The organism is Paenibacillus sp. NPDC056933, from assembly GCF_042674385.1.
Taxonomy (GTDB): Bacteria; Bacillota; Bacilli; order Paenibacillales; family Paenibacillaceae; genus Paenibacillus.
This window is the reverse complement of sequence record NZ_JBHUQN010000005.1, coordinates 179,518-198,238: the sequence shown is the minus strand read 5'-3', so window position 1 is coordinate 198,238 and position 18,721 is coordinate 179,518. Positions and strand designations below refer to the sequence as shown.

At 49.1% G+C, this 18,721-nt stretch carries 12 protein-coding genes; 6 read left to right on the top strand and 6 right to left on the bottom strand.

Annotated elements, in window-relative coordinates; all coding sequences use genetic code 11:
* Positions 1 to 56 precede the first annotated feature (56 nt).
* The 3 genes from ACFTRD_RS27355 to ACFTRD_RS27345 all read right to left on the bottom strand — a co-directional run bounded on the left by ACFTRD_RS27355 (position 57) and on the right by ACFTRD_RS27345 (position 2,547).
* Positions 57 to 182, bottom strand: a complete 126-nt coding sequence (locus tag ACFTRD_RS27355; protein WP_228469587.1) for a YjcZ family sporulation protein — start codon at positions 180 to 182, stop codon at positions 57 to 59.
* 282 nt (positions 183 to 464) lie between these two features.
* Positions 465 to 1,763 (bottom strand): aminotransferase class I/II-fold pyridoxal phosphate-dependent enzyme, encoded by a 1,299-nt coding sequence (locus tag ACFTRD_RS27350; protein WP_379385558.1) that lies wholly within the window; start codon positions 1,761 to 1,763, stop codon positions 465 to 467.
* Between the two features lie 166 nt (positions 1,764 to 1,929).
* On the bottom strand, positions 1,930 to 2,547 hold the full coding sequence (locus ACFTRD_RS27345) for a pyridoxamine 5'-phosphate oxidase family protein (protein WP_379385556.1): 618 nt from the start codon (positions 2,545 to 2,547) through the stop codon (positions 1,930 to 1,932).
* Between the two features lie 191 nt (positions 2,548 to 2,738).
* Between ACFTRD_RS27345 and pdxR the strand changes: the two genes are divergently transcribed.
* Together pdxR and ACFTRD_RS27335 are read left to right on the top strand one after the other, a co-directional pair.
* Positions 2,739 to 4,196 carry a MocR-like pyridoxine biosynthesis transcription factor PdxR gene (gene pdxR, locus ACFTRD_RS27340; RefSeq protein WP_379385554.1) on the top strand — a complete coding sequence of 486 codons (1,458 nt, stop codon included), beginning with the start codon at positions 2,739 to 2,741 and terminating at the stop codon, positions 4,194 to 4,196.
* 209 nt (positions 4,197 to 4,405) lie between these two features.
* The gene (locus ACFTRD_RS27335; protein WP_192270514.1) at positions 4,406 to 5,191 is read left to right on the top strand and encodes an AraC family transcriptional regulator; all 786 of its coding nucleotides are present in this window, start codon (positions 4,406 to 4,408) and stop codon (positions 5,189 to 5,191) included.
* 527 nt (positions 5,192 to 5,718) lie between these two features.
* Here ACFTRD_RS27335 and asd read toward each other — a convergent pair.
* Together asd and ACFTRD_RS27325 are read right to left on the bottom strand one after the other, a co-directional pair.
* Entirely contained in the window at positions 5,719 to 6,510 is a 792-nt protein-coding gene (asd, locus tag ACFTRD_RS27330; RefSeq protein ID WP_192270513.1) for an archaetidylserine decarboxylase, read from the bottom strand.
* A gap of 85 nt (positions 6,511 to 6,595) precedes the next feature.
* Positions 6,596 to 7,726 carry a YheC/YheD family endospore coat-associated protein gene (locus tag ACFTRD_RS27325; RefSeq protein ID WP_379385552.1) on the bottom strand — a complete coding sequence of 377 codons (1,131 nt, stop codon included), beginning with the start codon at positions 7,724 to 7,726 and terminating at the stop codon, positions 6,596 to 6,598.
* A 395-nt stretch (positions 7,727 to 8,121) separates the two neighbouring features.
* On the opposite strand from ACFTRD_RS27325, the gene ACFTRD_RS27320 reads away from it, so the two are divergent.
* Complete coding sequence (locus tag ACFTRD_RS27320) at positions 8,122 to 13,359, top strand: WIAG-tail domain (RefSeq protein WP_379385550.1); 5,238 nt, start codon at positions 8,122 to 8,124, stop codon at positions 13,357 to 13,359.
* A gap of 151 nt (positions 13,360 to 13,510) precedes the next feature.
* Here ACFTRD_RS27320 and ACFTRD_RS27315 read toward each other — a convergent pair whose 3' ends face one another.
* Positions 13,511 to 15,076 (bottom strand): M4 family metallopeptidase, encoded by a 1,566-nt coding sequence (locus ACFTRD_RS27315; RefSeq protein WP_379385548.1) that lies wholly within the window; start codon positions 15,074 to 15,076, stop codon positions 13,511 to 13,513.
* A 753-nt stretch (positions 15,077 to 15,829) separates the two neighbouring features.
* Between ACFTRD_RS27315 and ACFTRD_RS27310 the strand changes: the two genes are divergently transcribed.
* From ACFTRD_RS27310 to ACFTRD_RS27300, 3 genes are all read left to right on the top strand, one after another.
* Entirely contained in the window at positions 15,830 to 16,777 is a 948-nt protein-coding gene (locus tag ACFTRD_RS27310; RefSeq protein ID WP_379385546.1) for a glycosyltransferase family 2 protein, read from the top strand.
* 73 nt (positions 16,778 to 16,850) lie between these two features.
* Positions 16,851 to 17,960 (top strand): glycosyltransferase family A protein, encoded by a 1,110-nt coding sequence (locus tag ACFTRD_RS27305; RefSeq protein ID WP_379385544.1) that lies wholly within the window; start codon positions 16,851 to 16,853, stop codon positions 17,958 to 17,960.
* Complete coding sequence (locus tag ACFTRD_RS27300; RefSeq protein ID WP_379385542.1) at positions 17,957 to 18,709, top strand: glycosyltransferase family 2 protein; 753 nt, start codon at positions 17,957 to 17,959, stop codon at positions 18,707 to 18,709. Before ACFTRD_RS27305 ends, ACFTRD_RS27300 begins: the two co-directional genes overlap by 4 nt.
* Positions 18,710 to 18,721: the final 12 nt, after the last annotated feature.

The following is an 18,721-nucleotide window of genomic DNA, read 5'->3' as shown; positions in this document are numbered from 1 at the left end:
CCCTTCTTTCTGTGCTTCAGACGGTCGTGATTCAAGTCTTAATGAGCAGGTATGGACTAACAGAGGAACGATTTAGTGATAATGACGAGCAAGATAAACAGAACGAGAATGGCACCTGTATTTGTGAATCCTCCGTAACCGTAACCGTAACCGCCTCTTGTTTCTTCAACAACTCCAGACATAGTCATTCCCCTTTCAAGTGGTGTTAGGCACGCCCTTGCGTACATCGTATATTATGTGCCGTGGGGATAGGCTGATTGGGCCATTGCCCCGAACAGTTTGGAAATCATTGTTTTGGGCATTCGCCCTGGTCAAGACAGCAATACGTTTTCAGGATGAAACACAAAACCCCCTTCGTATCGAGAGGCATTCATCAGGATACAGAGGGGGTTCATATTTGTCAGAAAACGGACGAAGGTCCGTTCCTGACTTATTTATTTGGATAAGCATTAACTGTATATGAATTACGTTGTCTGTAGATCCAAAACTCCACGATAGATCGTATCGAACAGATCTTCCAATCCGGATTCTTCAATACAGGAGAAAGCAATTCGCAGATCGGCCTCACCCAGCGCAATGGTGCCGACACCGTATTTCTGCAGCAGATGGGTACGAAGTGCTTCAGCACCAACGTCTTTCAGCTTCAGACACATGAAGTAACCGGAGTTGAACGGATAGTAGTCCCATACCTCTCCGTATTTGCCGCTATCGAGAATGGCCTTCACTTTGTTGGCACGGCCCTTCATGATCTCGAATTTCTCCTGTTTCTGAGCTTCGAACTCAGGTGCTTTGAGCGCATCCAGCACAAAAGTTTGGGAAGGGTGTGGACCGCTGGAAATAGTTGCCCGGATAATTCCGAGTGTTTTCTGCTCCAGAGCATGCAAGACTGCAGCATCTTCATGGGCATACGTGATGAATCCAACGCGGAAACCCCATACGAATTCTTCCTTGGTCGCTCCGTCTACTTTAACAGTCAGTACACGCGGATGAAGGTTAGCCAGTTTGCCAAACAGGGATTCGTGGATGGAATCTTCGAAGAACAGACCGAAGTAGGCATCGTCTGTCACAGCAACCACGTTCACACCAGCCTCTGCTGCTTGACGAATCGTGTCCACAATGGCGTCTGCTTCTTTGGCTCCAGGCGTGTAGCCTGTCGGGTTATTCGGGAAGTTTAGCAGTACGATGGCTTTGCCTTTGTCTTTTTGCGCAAGCAATGCTTCGAGCAGACCCATACTGTTGAAGTTCAATTGATCATCAAACAAAGGATAATGAACCAACTGGCCGTGACGACGAATTCCGAAGGTCAGCTCGTAATTTTCCCAGTTTTTATCCGGATATATAACAGCGTCCCCTTCTTCGGCGAACAGGTCGGCTACGATACTCAATCCATGGGTTAATGCATTGGTCACAATTGGATTACCGAACGTTTTGCCTTCGAGCGAAGGTGTTTCCTTGAGCATCTTGTCTCTCCAGACAGTCCGCAGCTCAGGCTTCCCTGCAGGCGGAGCGTAAGGGTATAGATCCTTCGGTTGGTATGCAGAGAGCTTATCCTGAATTACAGCTAGATGCATCGGCACACCGCCCTCCAGGGCGATACCAATCGTAGCATTATAGGTTTTGGCCAGACTTGCTGCTTCAGCAGACTGACTCAAGATACCTTCTTTTGGAAAATAGATTTCTTTGCCGAGCTGCGACAGCATAGAGTAGACGTGACTGCTGCCTGCCTGAATATTTTCGTTCAACTGTTCAGCCAGTGGATTCATTCTTTTCATCCTTCCAAGTCTTTGTGATTCAACTGCCTAACATTATAACACCTTGCTTTCCCCCCGTCACGGAAATTACGTAACATGACAGTTATATCACTTCACCGCGTTGTTGCGAGGTGTTTAAAGTTAGGATGATGTTACTATTTAGCGTGGAAAATGAGGGTTATTCCTGGTGAAAAGGACAGTATTTCCGCATCATTTCGGCAGTTTCCGCATCTCGTCCTTCGTTACGCTGTTCCAGTTCGCCACTAATATGATCGAAGCGTTCGGTGGAGAGGTTTTGTCCAAATTTGAATTTGGCACTCATCCGTTCAGGAACAATACGGACGACAGCGACGGCTTTAAGCTGACCTTTGTACCGTGGATCGGCAGCATCAATGGGAGTATATCCGCCTTGCGGTTGAAGTTTCTCCATGAAACGTTGCAGCACCTTCCCTTTGATGTCCAGATCCTGTACAGGCTCTGCCTGACCGAATGCCATCACGCTTTTGAAAAACGAGGTTGCCGGACAAGCCAACTCCGGATCGCTGAAGTAGGATGGAATCAGGGAGAACTCTTCTGCTACGGTAAAGCTGACGGAGGAGTCATGCTTGATCTGTTTCATTTTCTCTCCGGCAAGACTCCCATGAAAATAAAAGCAACCGTCCATATATACGAAGTTCAGCGGTGTCACTCGTGGCTGCCCGTCCGGACTAACCGTTCCCAGAAAACCAAAGGAGCATTGGTCCAAAAACGCTGTAATTTCCTGTTCTTCATCTACAGTAAATTCTTTTCTTCTCATCTAGTGTTCCCCCTTGATTGGTATATGGATTAAATCGTTGTACCTTAGCCATAACAATAAAACCTGTATTGACATATAAAAAGATCCAATTTACATTCAATTTGATAGGCCAATTGGGGATTATATAATAAACTAAATTCATGAATGCTGATGAAGCTGCATGATCATGACCAATGGAGAAGAGGTGCACGATGGAATTGTGGCTGCCCCTGAAATCATACGAGCTGCAGCATCGATACAAATACGAGGCGTTATACCATGCTCTGCGGGACGCGATTCATGCCGGGACGCTGGTTGGAGGCACGAGGCTGCCCTCTACCCGAGAGCTGGCACGTCAATATGACATGTCGCGGGGCTCTGTTGCCCAGGTGTATGACATGCTGCTTGCCGATGGGTATGTGCAGGCGTTTCGGGGAAAAGGGACTTTTGTTACCGATACGTTAACGGAACAGGAGCAGGCGGGGCAGGAAGCAGTGATTCAGCTTTCTCCATGGGGAGAACGGGTGAGTACGCTGAATACACAGATTCAAAAAGATACACGATCTGTCATGGAGCGTGATCCATCCCTCATCAATTTCCATGTGCATCGCATGCCTGCCGAGCATTTTCCACAAGCGGAATGGAAGAGCGCCCTGGCTGCTGTTCATCGGAGTGATCAGCGTGAACAAAGTGGTACAGCAGGTGATCTGGAACTGAGGGAGGCCATTGCGTCACATCTGAGGTGGACACGCGGCATCCAGGCGGATGCCTCACAGATTGTATTGTTCAGTGGTTCCATGCAGGGGATTACCTTGCTGGCTCAATTGCTTATCCCTGAAGGGGCTGCAGTGGTATTGGAAAATCCGGGTTATCAGGGAATTGCCCAGGCAGTGAAGTCCTGTGGTGGACAGATTATTCCAGCCGAAGTTGATGCCAGAGGAATTATTCCGCAAACATGGAAAGCACAAGCGTTATTTGTAACACCAACCCGCCAATTTCCAACAGGTGCTGTTCTTGGGCTGGACAGACGCAAAGCAATACTTGCATGGGCCTCGGAGCGTAATGCTGTCATTATTGAAGATGATTATGACAGTGAGTTTCGGTGGGGTGGCAGGCCGATCGAACCGCTTAAAGTGCTCGATTATGAACAACGGGTCATCTATGTCGGATCATTCTCGCAGACGATGATTGCGTCCTTCCGGCTTGGATATGCGGTTTTGCCACCAAGTCTAGTGAAGCCGCTGATCGCTGCAAAAACGCTGTATGAACCGGTACCTTCTGCGATTCTGGAACAGCGTGCACTCGCGAAATTTATGACCAGAGGTGGATATTTGCGCCATCTAAGACGTTTGACCCGGCTCTATGGAGAGAGGCATGCGTTTTTTGTCAGCGAGATGGAGCGAGAGTTACCTGAGCCCTTCATCATGCAGCCCGGAGATGCAGGACTGCATATTTATGCCACGTGGAAGGGAGATATCGATAGCTATCAGCGGTTCAAGATGCTGGCTCGGGAGGAACGTGTAGTATTCCGTGATGCGGTGCGATATCAGCTGACACCAGGTCATCCGGCTGTCTGTTTTGGCTTCGCACATCTGGAGAAAGAAGAGATTCAAGAGGGCATCCGGCGGATGCGGTTAGCTTGGGAGAAGTGCACATTTTCGTTTCAGTGAATTCCGCTGTATAATGGGATAAGATATTTCGCTTCGCCAGGAGTAGAAATCATATAAAGTGAGTATTTTGCATTTATCCAAAGGGCGTCTTTCAATCAGCAAAAGTATGGATCAGAATGCTTCCTCCTGTCCATATTGTATACCCGGGAGAGGCCTGAATTGAATGATGCAATATACGGATAGATTAACTTTCAAGGGGGAGTGGCGACATGCTGCAGGCATCGCCGTCATCTTTTGTTATTTTGCCCGCTGTCGCCAAAATTGTCTGCGAACCGGGATGGAAGTGGCAGAAGCGGGAAAAACCGATGCAAAACTATGACCTATTTTATGTATGGAGCGGTGAAGGTACCGTTGTGCTGAACGACCAGCCGTATGAAGTCGGCAAAGGCAGCTGTTTCCTGTTCCGGCCAGGAGACCATACAAGTGCAACACATAACAGGCAGAAGCCGCTGGTACTGACATATATTCATTTTGATGTAGATGTGCCTGTTATCGATGTGCCTCAGTCATATCGTGAGGTACAGGAAACGGTAGAATTTGAACATTTGCTGGCGCGGTATGTAAGATTGTTCCTATCTGATGTATATGGAAGGAGCGAGGAAAGTCGGCTGATTCTGAAGCAGTTGATGATTCATTTGCTGCGTGCAGATACAGAAGCACCTGTGGAGAAAAAGGTGAGCAACCAGTTGTCCGATGTCATCCAGGAGGTAGCGAACTATGTACGCCAGCATCCAGGGATAACACATCGGGTGGAAGACCTCGCTGCAAGGGCTGGACTATCGCCTCGATACTTCTCAATCAAGTTCAAGGAATTGATAGGTTCATCCGTGCAATCCTATATTATCCGCATGCGTATCGAGCGTGCCGAACATCTGCTGGTGCACACTGGCATGAACGTAACCGAGGTGGCAGATGCCCTCGGGTATCGGGATATCTTTTTCTTCAGTCGTCAGTTCAAGCAGTACACCGGCAAAAGTCCGTCCGAAATTCGATAGGACCTCTGCTACCGGGTAAATATGGCAACGTTTCAATTCTGGGAAGCAGGGGTAAGTATGTAGCATTCCAGATGGTCGAAAGGGGGAACTTGTGATGAACGGGAAACGTCGGGTCCGCAACCGGGGGTGCTCTACAAAGGGTTTTAATCTTTTCCGGAACCGCCTCCGTCGCTTCAAACCAGCGGAGGAGTTGCAGCAGGACGTGTGGTTTTGAGGAATGGTCATACAACCAATATGACGGAGCTTGGCTCCGTATTGCATGTATACATGGACTGTAAAATGGAACTATCTTGGCTTGTATAGTATAAAGTGCATCATCGGATGCTCTGCTTGGCAAAGGTACTCATAGCCTGAACACTTTTCACAAGGAAGGTGTTCAGGCTGAGAGTACCTTTTTACATGGACAGAAGTCCTCCAATAATGTTTTCCTTATATTCAGAAATTAAAAAAGATGACTCCAATTATTGGAATCATCTGCACCGTTGACGTATTTCTTTTCTTGTTATTTTTCCAGACCTTCACTCGGTTCAGTTTATCGGTTTCAACCTTCCGAGCAATTGGCCCATTTTGACGGAGTCCCCTGGCTGCAAGCCCGGGTTCGGTTCAAATGTGCCGCTTTGTGTTAACAGTACGACGGTAGAACCGAATTCAAAATAGGCCAGATCATCGCCCTGTGCCCAGGAACTTACGTCAGTATTGGCGTACTGTATACTGCTCACGTTCATTGCGCCTACTTTTACGACAGCAACTTCTCCAAAATCATGACCAATATACGTAATGAGCCGTTCGTTTCGACTCAGTACCGATTTCATATGAGTCAGACCAAAATCATTTACGGGATATACCTTGCCCTTGATATGCTCACTCTCAATTCTACGACCGCTGACAGGCGCATGAATACGGTGATAGTCGCGAGGGCTAAGATACAGAACGAAGGCGTAGCCGTGCTTGTACTTCTCCAAATGTGGTGAGTGGTTTAACAATTCAGCAAGTGTATAGTTTTGTCCCTTAACATTCAGGAGCGTTCCAGCAGATACCGGACCGGCTGCCGTGATTTTGGCGTCTACCGGACTGATCAGTGCATGTTCTGAAAGTTCAAGCGGGCGCATGCCCGGTTTTAATTTACGGGTAAAGAAATCATTCAATGAACGATATTCCTTCCAGTCTTTCTCAGCTTCCTGAACAGGGATGTTGTAGGTCCGGACAAAATAAGGGATAAATGCCTTGCTTCCCCGGCTCTTGGAGAAGGCTCCCACGGTCCGGGAGATCCATTTGCGAGAAGAAAGCTCGGTCATTAACCGCAACAGCGTTTTTGCCATGAATATCCCCCTTAGGGTTAGTGCGAACTTCAAGGCCGGCAGGACCGGCCGTTCTGCATAATATTGACACAGAATGCCTACGAAATCAATACGGGCCCCTATGGTAAGTCTGCGGTTGTCGTGGTATGAGCGAATTCTGCTCCAGCAGCAGACGTCCGTAAGCCATAGGTCGCTGGTAGCTGACTTTCCAATGTTCGTTCATTCCAGCCTTGCGGAATCCGTAGCGCTGATCCCTCCCGTTGCATTCGATAAAATAAATCTCCCCGTTCCCGGTTATCCCCAGATCAAGACCAAGGTCCGCAAGATGTGGCAGGCTTGAAGCCAGCGTTTGTGCGATCCGTAGCGCGACAGACCTGATCCTGGTAGCCAGTTCAAGTAAATGAATGTCGGATTCCACCGTACCAAGTGCTTCAGCCAGCGTCATGACTTTACCGCCCTGGGCGATATTGGTGACAAAGGTATGAGCGGGCGCAGCCTTGGCGAACATACCCGTGATTCCCCACAAACCATCCCTTCCACGTTGCACCGACACCCGCAGATCGACCGGTCTTCCCTCGTAACGTACCAGTGGAATGCGTTCTTCAATGAGATAGGCATGCCGGAAAATACGTCGCAGGGTGGCGGAAGGCAGTTGTCCTTTGCTGAGTCGAAAAGTAGCCCATCCTCTGCGGGAAGCTTTCGTCTCACAGGTCAGCTTCCATTGACCGTCTTTCTTAAATATCCGCATAATACCATGTCCGATACTTCCGCTGCACGGTTTAATAATCAAGTCATCATAATGTTCCATCATGTATACCAAATCTTCTGGAGTAGCTCTGACTGCATGGGGGAGATACTGCCTCAAACTGAAATCCTGATGAAGCATCTCGTGAATATGGTCCTTACGGTATCGATTGCGTACATTGTATACCTGAATGCCCTGCAAGAGAAGTTGGGTCACCTTGTGTTGCTCCGCCCGGCGCAGCTGGAGAGCCCGGTTATGAATGACGGAAGGCAGAGGCATCTTTTGCCGAACGTATACGCCCTCTTTTTTCACATAAGCAATACAGGTTTTTATGTCCGAATCTATATCTTCCAGTCGCAAAAAACAAGGGGTTAATCCATAACAGGCTGCGGCCCGTTCGTAATTCGCGAGTGATTCCTGACCGGTCCTTCCGGCCGGTATCCCCCGGTACATGCGTGAATCGAACATAATGCCGATCGTTTCTTGTAGCATGACCGTTCCTCCTTCAATGTTATCGCGACCATGGATCGTCCATTCATGGAATGCCGGTCTGTCACCGCATGATTGGACATCACGATAACGCAGACCGGAATCATGATGCATTGAAATGCACCGACATGTTCTCGTACCCAGCCCTTTTGCATCCTATGGATCTATGCAAAATGCTTATATCATATCGTATGACATTTCCGGGACGGAGGCGTGGACAGCCGCCTTACATCTGCGTACGTGTACAGCCTATTTCACCTCTACGGTTCGTCAATACACATGTTGAACCTTGTACATTCAAGGGCTGTAGTTCGGCAAAAGTCAGGAAATGCAGTGGCAGATGCCCAGACTGGAGCATATGATGCCGGAGACGAACGTCAGAGGAAGGAGCTAGTTGCATGAGTAAAAAAGGCAATAAGAAGGTTCCTACGCCGAAACTGCGGCATGTGAGTCCCAAATTTAAGGAACTTGATCTGAATAGTCGACGGTCAGACACAATGAACTCAGGTTTCACTTCGAATAGGGAAGAACGCTTGAATGCAAATAAACGGGATTCGCGGGCCATTCAGGAATCAGAAGAATTCCTATTCGAATCAACAGAGCTGCCGGCTTCAACGAACGAACTGGAAGACCTGGATATCGTATCCAAAATCATCAAGCCGGAACCCGTAGAGTCTGATAGCGAGGAAGTCGTTGAGACGCCAGGCAGCCCGGAAAGGCAGATTCAGGTCAGCAGCGTGGCTCCGCTAGTTCTGGAAGAAGAGCAGGACATTAACAAGCAGGAAACAGCAACCCAGGATCGGTTGAAGATCCTGAATCAAAATCAGATGCCGGGTCACACCGGGCACTTTATCTACACAGATGACTTAAGTGAATTTGCTGTTACGGAGAGCAAACTGGCCCCTTTCTCTGTGGATGCCTCCAAGCTGAAACCGGATGCGGTCGGCAGTGAAGCATTGCAGGATTATGCGGTGACCAGCATTCACATTGCAGACGGTGCCATTGTTTCCGCGAAACTTGCGGAAGCTTCTGTATCCGAGGAGCACCTGATTGACGGTTCCGTGTCCGGTCACAAAATACGAAATGCTTCGATTGCCGGTGAAAAAATCAGAGATGGCAGCATTACTTCCCAGAAGCTTGGCAACCAGGTCATCGATTCAGCCAAAATTGCCGACGGTTCCATCAGCACAAGACATCTCAGCCGCATGCTGGTTACGGAAGAATTAATCAAGAATCATGCCGTAACCGGAGACAAGATCGCGATTAGCGCCGTGGATACAAGGCATCTCACCGGAGGAGCTGTGCATACCTCCAAGCTGGCTGACGATGCGGTGACTACATCCAAAATTCGTGAAGGTGCTGTCACAGGCAGCAAAATCGAAGAACAATCCATCGAGTCTCACCATATTCAGGCAGGTGCTGTTAAACAGACACATCTGGCAGACGGGGCTGTCGGTCGTTCACAACTATCTATTGGTAGTATTGGAAGTGACCAGATCGAGGATGGATCCATACAAACAAGACATTTAGCTGAGGGTTCGCTGAGCGGAAGACATCTGCTGGACGGTTCGATCGGTTCAAGCCAGATTCGCGCTTATGCAGTTGGCAAGGAGCAGATTGGCAATGGAGAAGTGGGTACTGAACATTTGACGGACGGTGCTGTAACCAGCAGCAAACTGGCAGATCAGTCGGTTGGAACAGCAAAATTGCTGGAACAGTCGATTACGGCCTCCAAAATTTCGGATCAGAGCGTCATTTCTTCCAAAATTGCGGATGAAGCTGTACAGGGCAAACATCTTGCGAAAGGGTCCATTCGTGGGGAACACATAGCGAATCGGGGAATCACACCGGTACATGTGGACAATTCCGCAATTCATTCCATTCACATTGCAAGTGGAAGCATCGAGGCAACTCATCTGTCTACCGGAAGTGTGTCCGGAGATGCTATCGCAGATGGCGTGGTATCTGAGCAGCATCTGGCAGAGTCAGCTGTAGGTACGTATGAATTGCAGGATGCTGCAGTTACAGACGCCAAGCTAGCGGATGGAAGTGTGACAACAGAAAAACTTGGAACGGCTTCGGTTAGCAGCAGAGCGATTGCCCCGGGAAGTGTCGTATCCTCGCATCTTGCGAGCGGTGGAGTTACAGGTACACATCTGGCTCCAGGCAGCGTGGGTTCCGAGGCCCTAAGACCTTATGCAGTGAAATCGGAGCACCTGACAGAACATGCCGTAGGTGTACCTCATCTTCAGCCGGGCAGTGTTGAAACAGATGCTATTGCACGGGCGGCGGTCACAACAGACAAATTGGCTCCTGGTAGTGTAACTTCAGTCCAGATGGCTGGCGGGTCCATTTTTCCGCCTCATCTGACAGATCATGCGATTACCTCCCCTAAGCTCTCACCAGAGAGTGTTGCCACGGATAAACTGGCCGATTTTGCTGTTACGTCAGCCAAACTGGCAGACGGCAGCGTGACTTCTTCCAAGATTATGGCAGAAAGCATTAACGCCAAACATATTCCAGCAGGAACCATTCGCGGGTATCACCTGAAGCAGCATGCCGTTTCACTGGAACATTTGTCGGAGGAAGTACGTTCACCGGAATTATTCGCTGATGGGAGTATTACGGGCAACAAACTGCGGCGTGGTTCCGTAACTGCGGACCATTTGACAGCAGACTCGGTATCCGGGACAGAATTACAACAGGAGGCTGTAAGTAGCGAGCACTTGAAGCCATCCGTTGTACAATCTGCCCATCTGGCTGAAGGAAGCGTGAAGTCTGACCATTTGGGAGCTCATGTAGTCAACTCACAGCATCTAAGGGCAGCCATCATTCATGAGGAGCATATTGCTGAACAGGTGGTTACATCCCATCACTTGGCACCTGGATCTGTCGAAACAGACCATCTGGCACCTTTATCCATTACAGCGGCTCATCTTCAGCCGGGTTTAATCAGTGGTTTGCATCTCCAGGCAGAGTCGACAAGTGCGGTTCACCTGCAGCAAGGAGCTGTACATTCCCGTCATATTCAAGATGGTGAGATTCTTCCTCATCATATCCATGAACGCAGTATCGGAACGTCTCATCTGGAAGAAGAAGCGGTAAGTACGATTATATTACAGGATGAATCTGTAACACGCTCCAAACTTGCGAGTGGTAGTGTGGATGGCAGCAAATTAGCCGCAGGGACAGTATCGTCTGCCCACATTGCAGACGAAAGTGTGCAAACCCGCCATATCCAAGAAGGAGCAATCCTTTCTGATCATATTCAAGAGTGCAGCATTGGCTCAATTCATCTGGATGAGGAGTCAGTAAGTACGGTTCATTTGCAAAATGGATCTGTAACGAGTGACAAACTTGCGGAAGGCAGTATAAACGGCAGCAAACTGCTCGAAGGCTCGGTATCAGGGATCCATATCGCATCCGAAAGCGTGCAATCCGGTCATATTCAGGAAGGGTCCATCCATGCTGACCATATTCAGGAGCGAAGCATTGGCACATTCCATTTGGAAGAGGAAGCCGTAAGTGCCGTTCATCTGCAGAATGGGTCTGTAACGAGTGCCAAACTGGCCGACGGTAGCATAAACGGCAGCAAATTGCTTGAAGATGCGGTATCGGGGGTTCATATCGCATCGGAAAGTGTACAGTCCCGCCATATCCAGGAAGGAGCGGTCTTTGCTGACCATATTCAGGAGCGAAGCATTGGCACATCTCACCTGGAAGAGGAAGCCGTAAGTGCGATTCATCTGCAAAATGGATCTGTAACAAGTGCCAAGTTGGCTGACGGCAGTGTAAATGGCAGCAAGTTGCTTGAAGGAGCGGTATCGGATATTCACATTGCAGACGAAAGTGTGCAATCTCGTCATATTCAGGAGGGGGCAATCTTTGCTGAGCATATTCAAGAGCGAAGCATTGGCACCGTTCATTTGGAAGAGGAGTCAGTAAGTGCAATCCATCTGCAAAATGGATCGGTTACGAGTGCCAAACTGGCGGACGGCAGTATAAACGGCAGCAAGTTACTAGAAGGTACGGTATCGGGAATTCATATCGCACCCGAAAGTGTGCAATCCGTGCATATTCAGGCAGGTGCCATTCATGCGGGGCATATTCAGGAGCGCAGCATAGGCACAGCCCAGCTGGAAGAGGAAGCCGTAAGTGCGGTTCATCTGCAAAATGGGTCCGTAACGAGTGGCAAACTGGCCGACGGCAGCATAAACGGCAGCAAATTGCTCGAAGATGCGGTATCGGGGATTCATATCGCATCGGAAAGTGTGCAGTCCCGTCATATTCAGGAGGGAGCGATCCTTGCTGACCATATTCAGGAGCACAGCATTGGCACGTCCCACCTGGAAGAGGAAGCCGTAAATGCGGTTCATCTGCAAAATGGGTCTATAACGACTGCCAAACTGGCCGATGGCAGTGTGAGCAGCAGCAAACTGCTTGAAGATGCGGTGATGGATGTCCATATTGCAAATGGAAGTGTGCAATCCCGTCATATCCAGGAGAGAGCGATTCATGCCGACCATATTCAAGAGCGAAGCATTGGGATCTCCCACCTCAAAGCGGAATCGGTAAGTGCGATTCACCTGCACAATGGTTCCATAACAAGTGCCAAACTGGCCGACGGCAGTGTAAATAGCAGCAAGTTGCTTGAAGGAGCGGTAACGGCTGTCCACATGGCAGACAAAAGTGTGCAATCTCGGCATATTCAGGATGGAACGATCCTTGCGGATCATATTCAAGAACGCAGTATCCGCACAACCCATCTGGAAGAAGAAGCAGTAAGCGGGGTCCATCTCCAAAATGGGGCAGTCACGAGTGCTAAATTGGCAGACGGCAGTGTTAATGGCAGCAAACTGAGTGAACAAAGCATTACATCCAATCACTTGAATGCGGGAATTGTAGGTCCGGCGCATTTAAGCGAAGAGATATGGAATGCGATTCGTCAGTTCAGTGGAGAAACGCTGGAACAGCTGGCAGCGATCAAAAGACAGGAGACATTGCTTCAGGCCAGTGAGGCAGTACAGCCATCACAGCAGGCAATAATCGAGCCACTGCCGGGTGTCGGTCTGGAGGAAACACAACTTCACCAGACATCGAATCAGGAGCTGGGGGAACAACAAGAGCAGGCATCCCAGACGGACCAGCTTGGAGAATCATTGGCAGCTGCTTCATTCACGACAGAGGAGACAGTTCAGGCTCAGCAACCACAGTTTGAAATGGTACAGGATAACGTTGGAACTACGGAATTTTTGTTGAGTGAACAATCGATTACACAGGAACATCTGTGTGATGATGCAGTGGGCAGCAGTCAACTGCAATCCGGGTCAGTTCAGCCCAAACATCTGGCATTCCAGCCTGTGCGCAGTGTGAGTCGTCAGCCTGTTGTACAGCAATTCGGCATGGAGGCATTTATACTGCCAGAGGATGAAGCATGCGTGGAAGTGACAGTAGCCTTTGAGGAGTCATTTAGTTCGGAGCATTATGTGATTGTCGCCATGTGTAATGATCGGGGATATCAGGTGTCGCTTCTCTCCCAGAGTGAAGACGAAGCGGTACTGGAAGTGTCTCGCGCGACAGGATGCACACACACGTACGGATTATTGTCATGGATTGCCGCCGGGCCTTCCATATAATTCATATAAAATCGAATGATGAAAATGTTAAAAGCGGTTCCCGGATATGTCCGGGACACCGCTTTTATTCATGAATAAGCTTGATCCGTTCGGACGGCGAGGGGGTGCCTGAACGGTTTAATATGAGTGCAAAAACATGTAATGATTATTTTTACAGTCCTACAGCTTGATAAGCTTTGGTGATTGCAGTAACTTCAGCGGAATTTGCACCATACAGATCTTTAGCTGCTTGGATGGTCGCTGTTTTTGCCGCAGCAAATTTGGATGTTGGTGTCAGATAGTTCACCAGCGTGCTGTAGAAAATTTTAATGGCTTTATCGCGCCCGATTCCCGTTACAGTCACACCATTATGTGTGCCGCCTTGTGCTGCAAGATAGTATGCCTTGTTGATAATACCGCTGTTCGTATGAACACCGCCGTTGTCGGATGTTCCGGTATAGCGATCACTGTATTTATCAGGTTGTCCATACAATGTTGGGTTGGACAGGGAACGCAAGGCATCGCCTGGAATGTTAGGTGTGTAAATATCGTCACCAAGCAACCAGTTTTTGCTTTGGATAGTGTTGCCGAAGATATCCGCGAAGGCCTCATTCAATGCACCCGGTTCATTGCGATACTCCAGATTGGCTGTGTACTCAATGACACCATGAGTCAATTCGTGGCCCACCACATCCAGATCACCAGACAGGGAGCGGAAAGTCGTACCATCACCGTCACCAAAGACAATCTGTACTCCGTTCCAGAAGGCATTATTATAGTTGGAGCCGTAATGTACAGTGGATTTGATTAGCAAGCCGTTGCCGTCCAGACCATTGCGGTTGAATTTGCTTTTGTAGAAATCATACGTGGCAGCAGCATGGGCGTGAGCATCTACGCCTGCACGATCCGTCCATACGTTATCGGAATCGGTCAGGAGCGTGCCTGGAATGGAGGAGCCATTGTTTGCGGTGAAGGTCTGAATTCCATTGCCGCGAGTGGTATCTTTCAGTTGGAAGGTATTGCCGGATTGAGTTGTGGTAAGGGTTTTGGTATCACCAGTTACACCGGTACCCGTTCCTGTTGCGAAGTTGATGAGATCATACTGGGATACGATGCTTCCGTCAACGGCATTCACGAAATATTTGGTACGCAATGGGGCAGGTTCAAGTACGTTGACTTCCGTAATGTACACGAGGTAAGTTTGGCCATCTTCTTCATTGTAGTAAATGTTCAACTCAGCATCAGCTGTTTTCTGGGGCTCCCCAAGCTCTCCAATACGGGAAGAGGCTTCTTCCGATGCAATCTGGATCGCATCTTCTGCACTAATTTCAGCTACGCCGTCATTGGGGATGGACTGTTCTTCAACTGGTGGAAGATCACCAAGCGCGGATGAAACCTGACCTGTTTTGTCCAAATGAATGGTTTGTTCAGCACCATAGACCGGAATCCCCTTAATATACTGCTTCAGGCGGAAGTGTCGTACACCAGAAGTGTCCGTAGTTCTTTTAATAATTTTGAGCTGGGATGTCACATCAGAATTCAGGAACTGTTCCTGTTGTCCGAGGAAATTGAAGATGGTTTCATCTGATCCGCTGGTCAACTGGATATCCTCCTCCGAGGCAAAAGGGGCCTGCAATGGAATGGATTGATCAGACAATGGAGCTGCTGCAGCAGAAGATACGGAAGCGAGCAAAAGAGCTCCTCCAAGAATTGTTGGCATAACTTTAGCAAATTTCATAGTAAACTCTCCCATTCTCAATAAAATTTTTGGTGGAAACACGGAATTATGCCAATCTCGGTTGGAGTTCCGTCTGCAACTTGGGCAGCGCGGAGCGTGGGGCTGAATCTGAAGCGTGGAATATGACAAGAAACGATATGGAACAAAGCCGGTAGAGCCTGCCTATGTCCATGGGTTGGACCGTAAAAGGAATACCATTTACTCAGTTCCAGCCGGGAGGCTTAGTCGTTCATTGTGGTTCCTCTTTCAGAAGCCAGGGGTCTTGTTCACTTGCGAAGCAGAAGATGTTCTACGGAGCCAAGTAGTTGTTCCGGACTCACATACCTGAATTACGTTTTGTGCGGCATCACTCCTTTCAAGTTGCAGGTCAGAAACCTGTTTACAGCCCGTGTATTCCTGCATCCTGATTTAACCTAAGGTCAATTAATGAGAACAAAAAAACCTGAAAGGAACACATGTTCTTCGTTAGGATTTTTTTGTCAATAACTGCTTGCAACGTATATTATCACAATGTAAAAGTTTGGAAAAGATGAAATTTTAAATTTTTTTTAAAATTGTGTCTGAAGTAGGGGAGCTTTAGCGGTTTTTGCATATTTTGACGGATGCTGTCTAAATAAATGGATTGACTTGACCTTGTGGCAGACAGAACCTGCTCGGTTCAAGGACATACGCCGTTTCCACTGCTCCATGAATACATAGAATAACGTGTACTCCCTTTGCATGCCGATGATGTATACCCGGGAGGTGACTGTGTTGCAAAAACGCCGTAATACTGCTTTTTATGCATCCAAATCGAAACGGGTACAAAGAAAGGCACAAGTAAAGAAACGTCGTTTGAAATCTGCATACAAAAAGGGTACAAAGGCCTATAAGTACGTGATTCCACCCGTGGAACTTGCAGATTGGCCAGAGCTCGGAGCGGAACATGCCATGAGAGATACACTCGTGCAGGGATCGGCAAACTCGCATCAGCCCATGCTTTCGGTTGTTATACCTGCCATGAATGAAGAACGGACCATTGGTGCGGTCGTTCGTCAGGCGCTGCGTATATGCCGTGATTCTGAAGTGCTTGTTGTTGTGAACGGTTCAACGGACGGGACAGCAGCAGTTGCAAGAAGGGCGGGGGCACAGGTGCTTCGTTATACAGAAGCACTGGGACATGATGGAGGACGACGGGTCGGTGCAGCGGCAGCTCGGGGCAGGGTGCTGTTGTTTACGGATGCAGACATACCCATTCCGGCAGAACATCTGGCGCCTTATGTAAGGGCAATTCTGGATGGGACGGATGTCGCGCTTAATGATTATGACGGTCCGGTTACGCGTATTCCTGTTCACCCTGTGGTCGAGGCTAAACATGCCCTGAATAGCATGCTTGCGAGACCCGATCTGAAAGGGGCTTCTATGACCGCCATTCCGCATGCATTAAGTCGCAGGGCACTTGAGGTAATCGGTGCGGATACACTGGAGACTCCACCGCTGGCCCATGCAATGGCAGTGACTGGCGGGTTGAAGGTACGTGCCGTTCATCATGTGCCTGTAGGCAAAATGAATCCGGTGCGAGTCAAGAGAGGCGGCGGGCCTGATCTGCTCAGTCAAGTGGTATGGAATGATCATCTGACCGCAATCAGGTGGATTACCGATAAGCTTGGCCCACGCGGAGGACATTCCGATCTGCAGCGTGTTCGCAGCTTGATAAGGTGAGCATGCACATGAGTATTTTGCATAAATCCAGAAAGCGACACGTCAAAAGATGCAGAATGCTGGAGGTGAGGAAATGAAGGGGCGTTCAGGAGGTGTCCGTCGTCAACGGACAGTAAACAGACGAACAACCCGGAACAGAACCATGGGCAGGAGGGTTCTGACCAAATCCCCGATAAAGAGTGCAGCAACGAGCAAGCCCGCAGCGAGAAGCTTCATACTGCATGAAATATGGAAAGCGGGTCTAACAGCAGGACACAAGACACTGGAAAATAATGAATCCATTGAACAACATGCGCGTTGGGCTTGGCAGGAGCATGAAGCTAAGATCTCGGCGGAGCTAAGAAGCTATAGCGCAGCCATGCAGGCGGGGAAAACCTTTATGCAGGGCTATGCTCATGCTTCAGGGCGTTCATTGAATATCGTTCCCCTTGCCCTTCATAAATCCGCTGCTGCGGTAATCTGTGCCTGTAATGAGGAACTTACGCTGGGGCAAGTGTTAGCACAACTGAAACGTTTACCCTTGAAGGATATCATTGTGGTATTAAACGGAACAACCGACAATAGTCTAACCCAGGTTTTGGAACAGCCTGGCGTTACACTGGTGTATGAACCAGATCGGGCTGGACATGATGTGGGCCGAGCACTGGGGGCCAAAATGACGGAGGCGGACATCCTTCTCTTTGTGGATGGGGATATGGTCGTCCCGGCGGAGCAACTTGCTCCATTCTTGTATGCGGTCGACCGGGGAGATGATGTGGCACTGAACAACCTATCCTCCCTTTTGCCTCCCTTTGCCCGCCAGGATGAAGTGAGCCGGATCAAAGCTTATCTTAACCGAGTATTGAACCGATCGGATCTGGGTTCCAACTCGCTGACGGCTGTACCTCATGCCCTCTCGCGTAACATGATCCAGATTGTAAAACCGGAGGCGCTGGCCGTGCCCCCCAAGGCGCAAAGCCTTGCCATCCAGCATGGATTAAAAGTAACTGCACCAAGTCAAGTGGATGTCATTCGTTCCAATCGTCTGCGTTCCACCAATATGGGCAGCGGCAACGAAGTCGCCAGATTGATCATCGGGGACCACCTGGAGGCGCTGGCAACCTGGCTGGAAATGGGCGGAAATCATTCGCAAGCCCGCTTGCTTTCCCGTGTCGAAGTGGCCTATAGGAGGAACGCCAGATGACACTGACGAGTATTATTATTCCGACGTACAACGGGTTGGACCTGCTGAAGCCATGTATCGATGCCATTCGAACGTATACCGATATCCATACTCCATATGAAATTATCGTTGTGGATAATGGTTCGGTTGATGGAACCGCGGCGTACTGTGCCCGTGAACGAATCCGCTTTGTCCGGTTACCGGAAAATCGGGGGTTCCCGGCAGCATGCAACGCCGGACTCCGTGCAGCATGTGGTGATGAGCTCCTGCTGCTGAATAATGATGTTACGGTCACATCCCGATGGCTGGAAAATTTGCGGGCAGCCCTCTACAGTCATGGAAGCATCGGAATTACAGGTCCGGTGACCAACTATGCCAGCGGTATCCAGCAAGTGGAGCTGGACTTTCGGGATATGGCACATTTTCAGGAGCTGGCTGCTGCCAACAATATAGCCGATTCGTCCAGATGGAAGGAAGTCAGACGGATTGTCGGTTTATGCATGCTGATGCGGAGAAGTGTGATGGAGGATATTGGTGTGCTTGACGAAGTATATTCGCCAGGACACTATGAAGATGACGATTATTGCTACAGGGCCTGCTTGCAGGGATATCGGTTGCTGGTATGCGGGGATGTTCTGGTACATCATCGCGGCAGTGCAAGTTTTCAGAAGACCGATCCTGTGGCGTGGAAACAGTTGCTTGAGCGCAATCGATCCATTTTTATCAACAAATGGCATGTCGATCCCCTTAATTATATTGAGACATCTTAAGAAGGAGGGATA

Excerpts from the sequence above, each read along its gene's own strand:
- ACFTRD_RS27315 (WP_379385548.1), bottom strand. The coding sequence starts at position 15,076 with ATGAAATTTGCTAAAGTTATGCCAACAATTCTTGGAGGAGCTCTTTTG.
- ACFTRD_RS27345 (WP_379385556.1), bottom strand. The coding sequence starts at position 2,547 with ATGAGAAGAAAAGAATTTACTGTAGATGAAGAACAGGAAATTACAGCG.
- ACFTRD_RS27300 (WP_379385542.1), top strand. The coding sequence starts at position 17,957 with ATGACACTGACGAGTATTATTATTCCGACGTACAACGGGTTGGACCTG.
- ACFTRD_RS27305 (WP_379385544.1), top strand. The coding sequence starts at position 16,851 with ATGAAGGGGCGTTCAGGAGGTGTCCGTCGTCAACGGACAGTAAACAGA.
- ACFTRD_RS27325 (WP_379385552.1), bottom strand. The coding sequence starts at position 7,726 with ATGCTACAAGAAACGATCGGCATTATGTTCGATTCACGCATGTACCGG.
- asd (WP_192270513.1), bottom strand. The coding sequence starts at position 6,510 with ATGGCAAAAACGCTGTTGCGGTTAATGACCGAGCTTTCTTCTCGCAAA.
- ACFTRD_RS27335 (WP_192270514.1), top strand. The coding sequence starts at position 4,406 with ATGCTGCAGGCATCGCCGTCATCTTTTGTTATTTTGCCCGCTGTCGCC.
- ACFTRD_RS27355 (WP_228469587.1), bottom strand. The coding sequence starts at position 182 with ATGTCTGGAGTTGTTGAAGAAACAAGAGGCGGTTACGGTTACGGTTAC.
- ACFTRD_RS27320 (WP_379385550.1), top strand. The coding sequence starts at position 8,122 with ATGAGTAAAAAAGGCAATAAGAAGGTTCCTACGCCGAAACTGCGGCAT.
- pdxR (WP_379385554.1), top strand. The coding sequence starts at position 2,739 with ATGGAATTGTGGCTGCCCCTGAAATCATACGAGCTGCAGCATCGATAC.
- ACFTRD_RS27350 (WP_379385558.1), bottom strand. The coding sequence starts at position 1,763 with ATGAATCCACTGGCTGAACAGTTGAACGAAAATATTCAGGCAGGCAGC.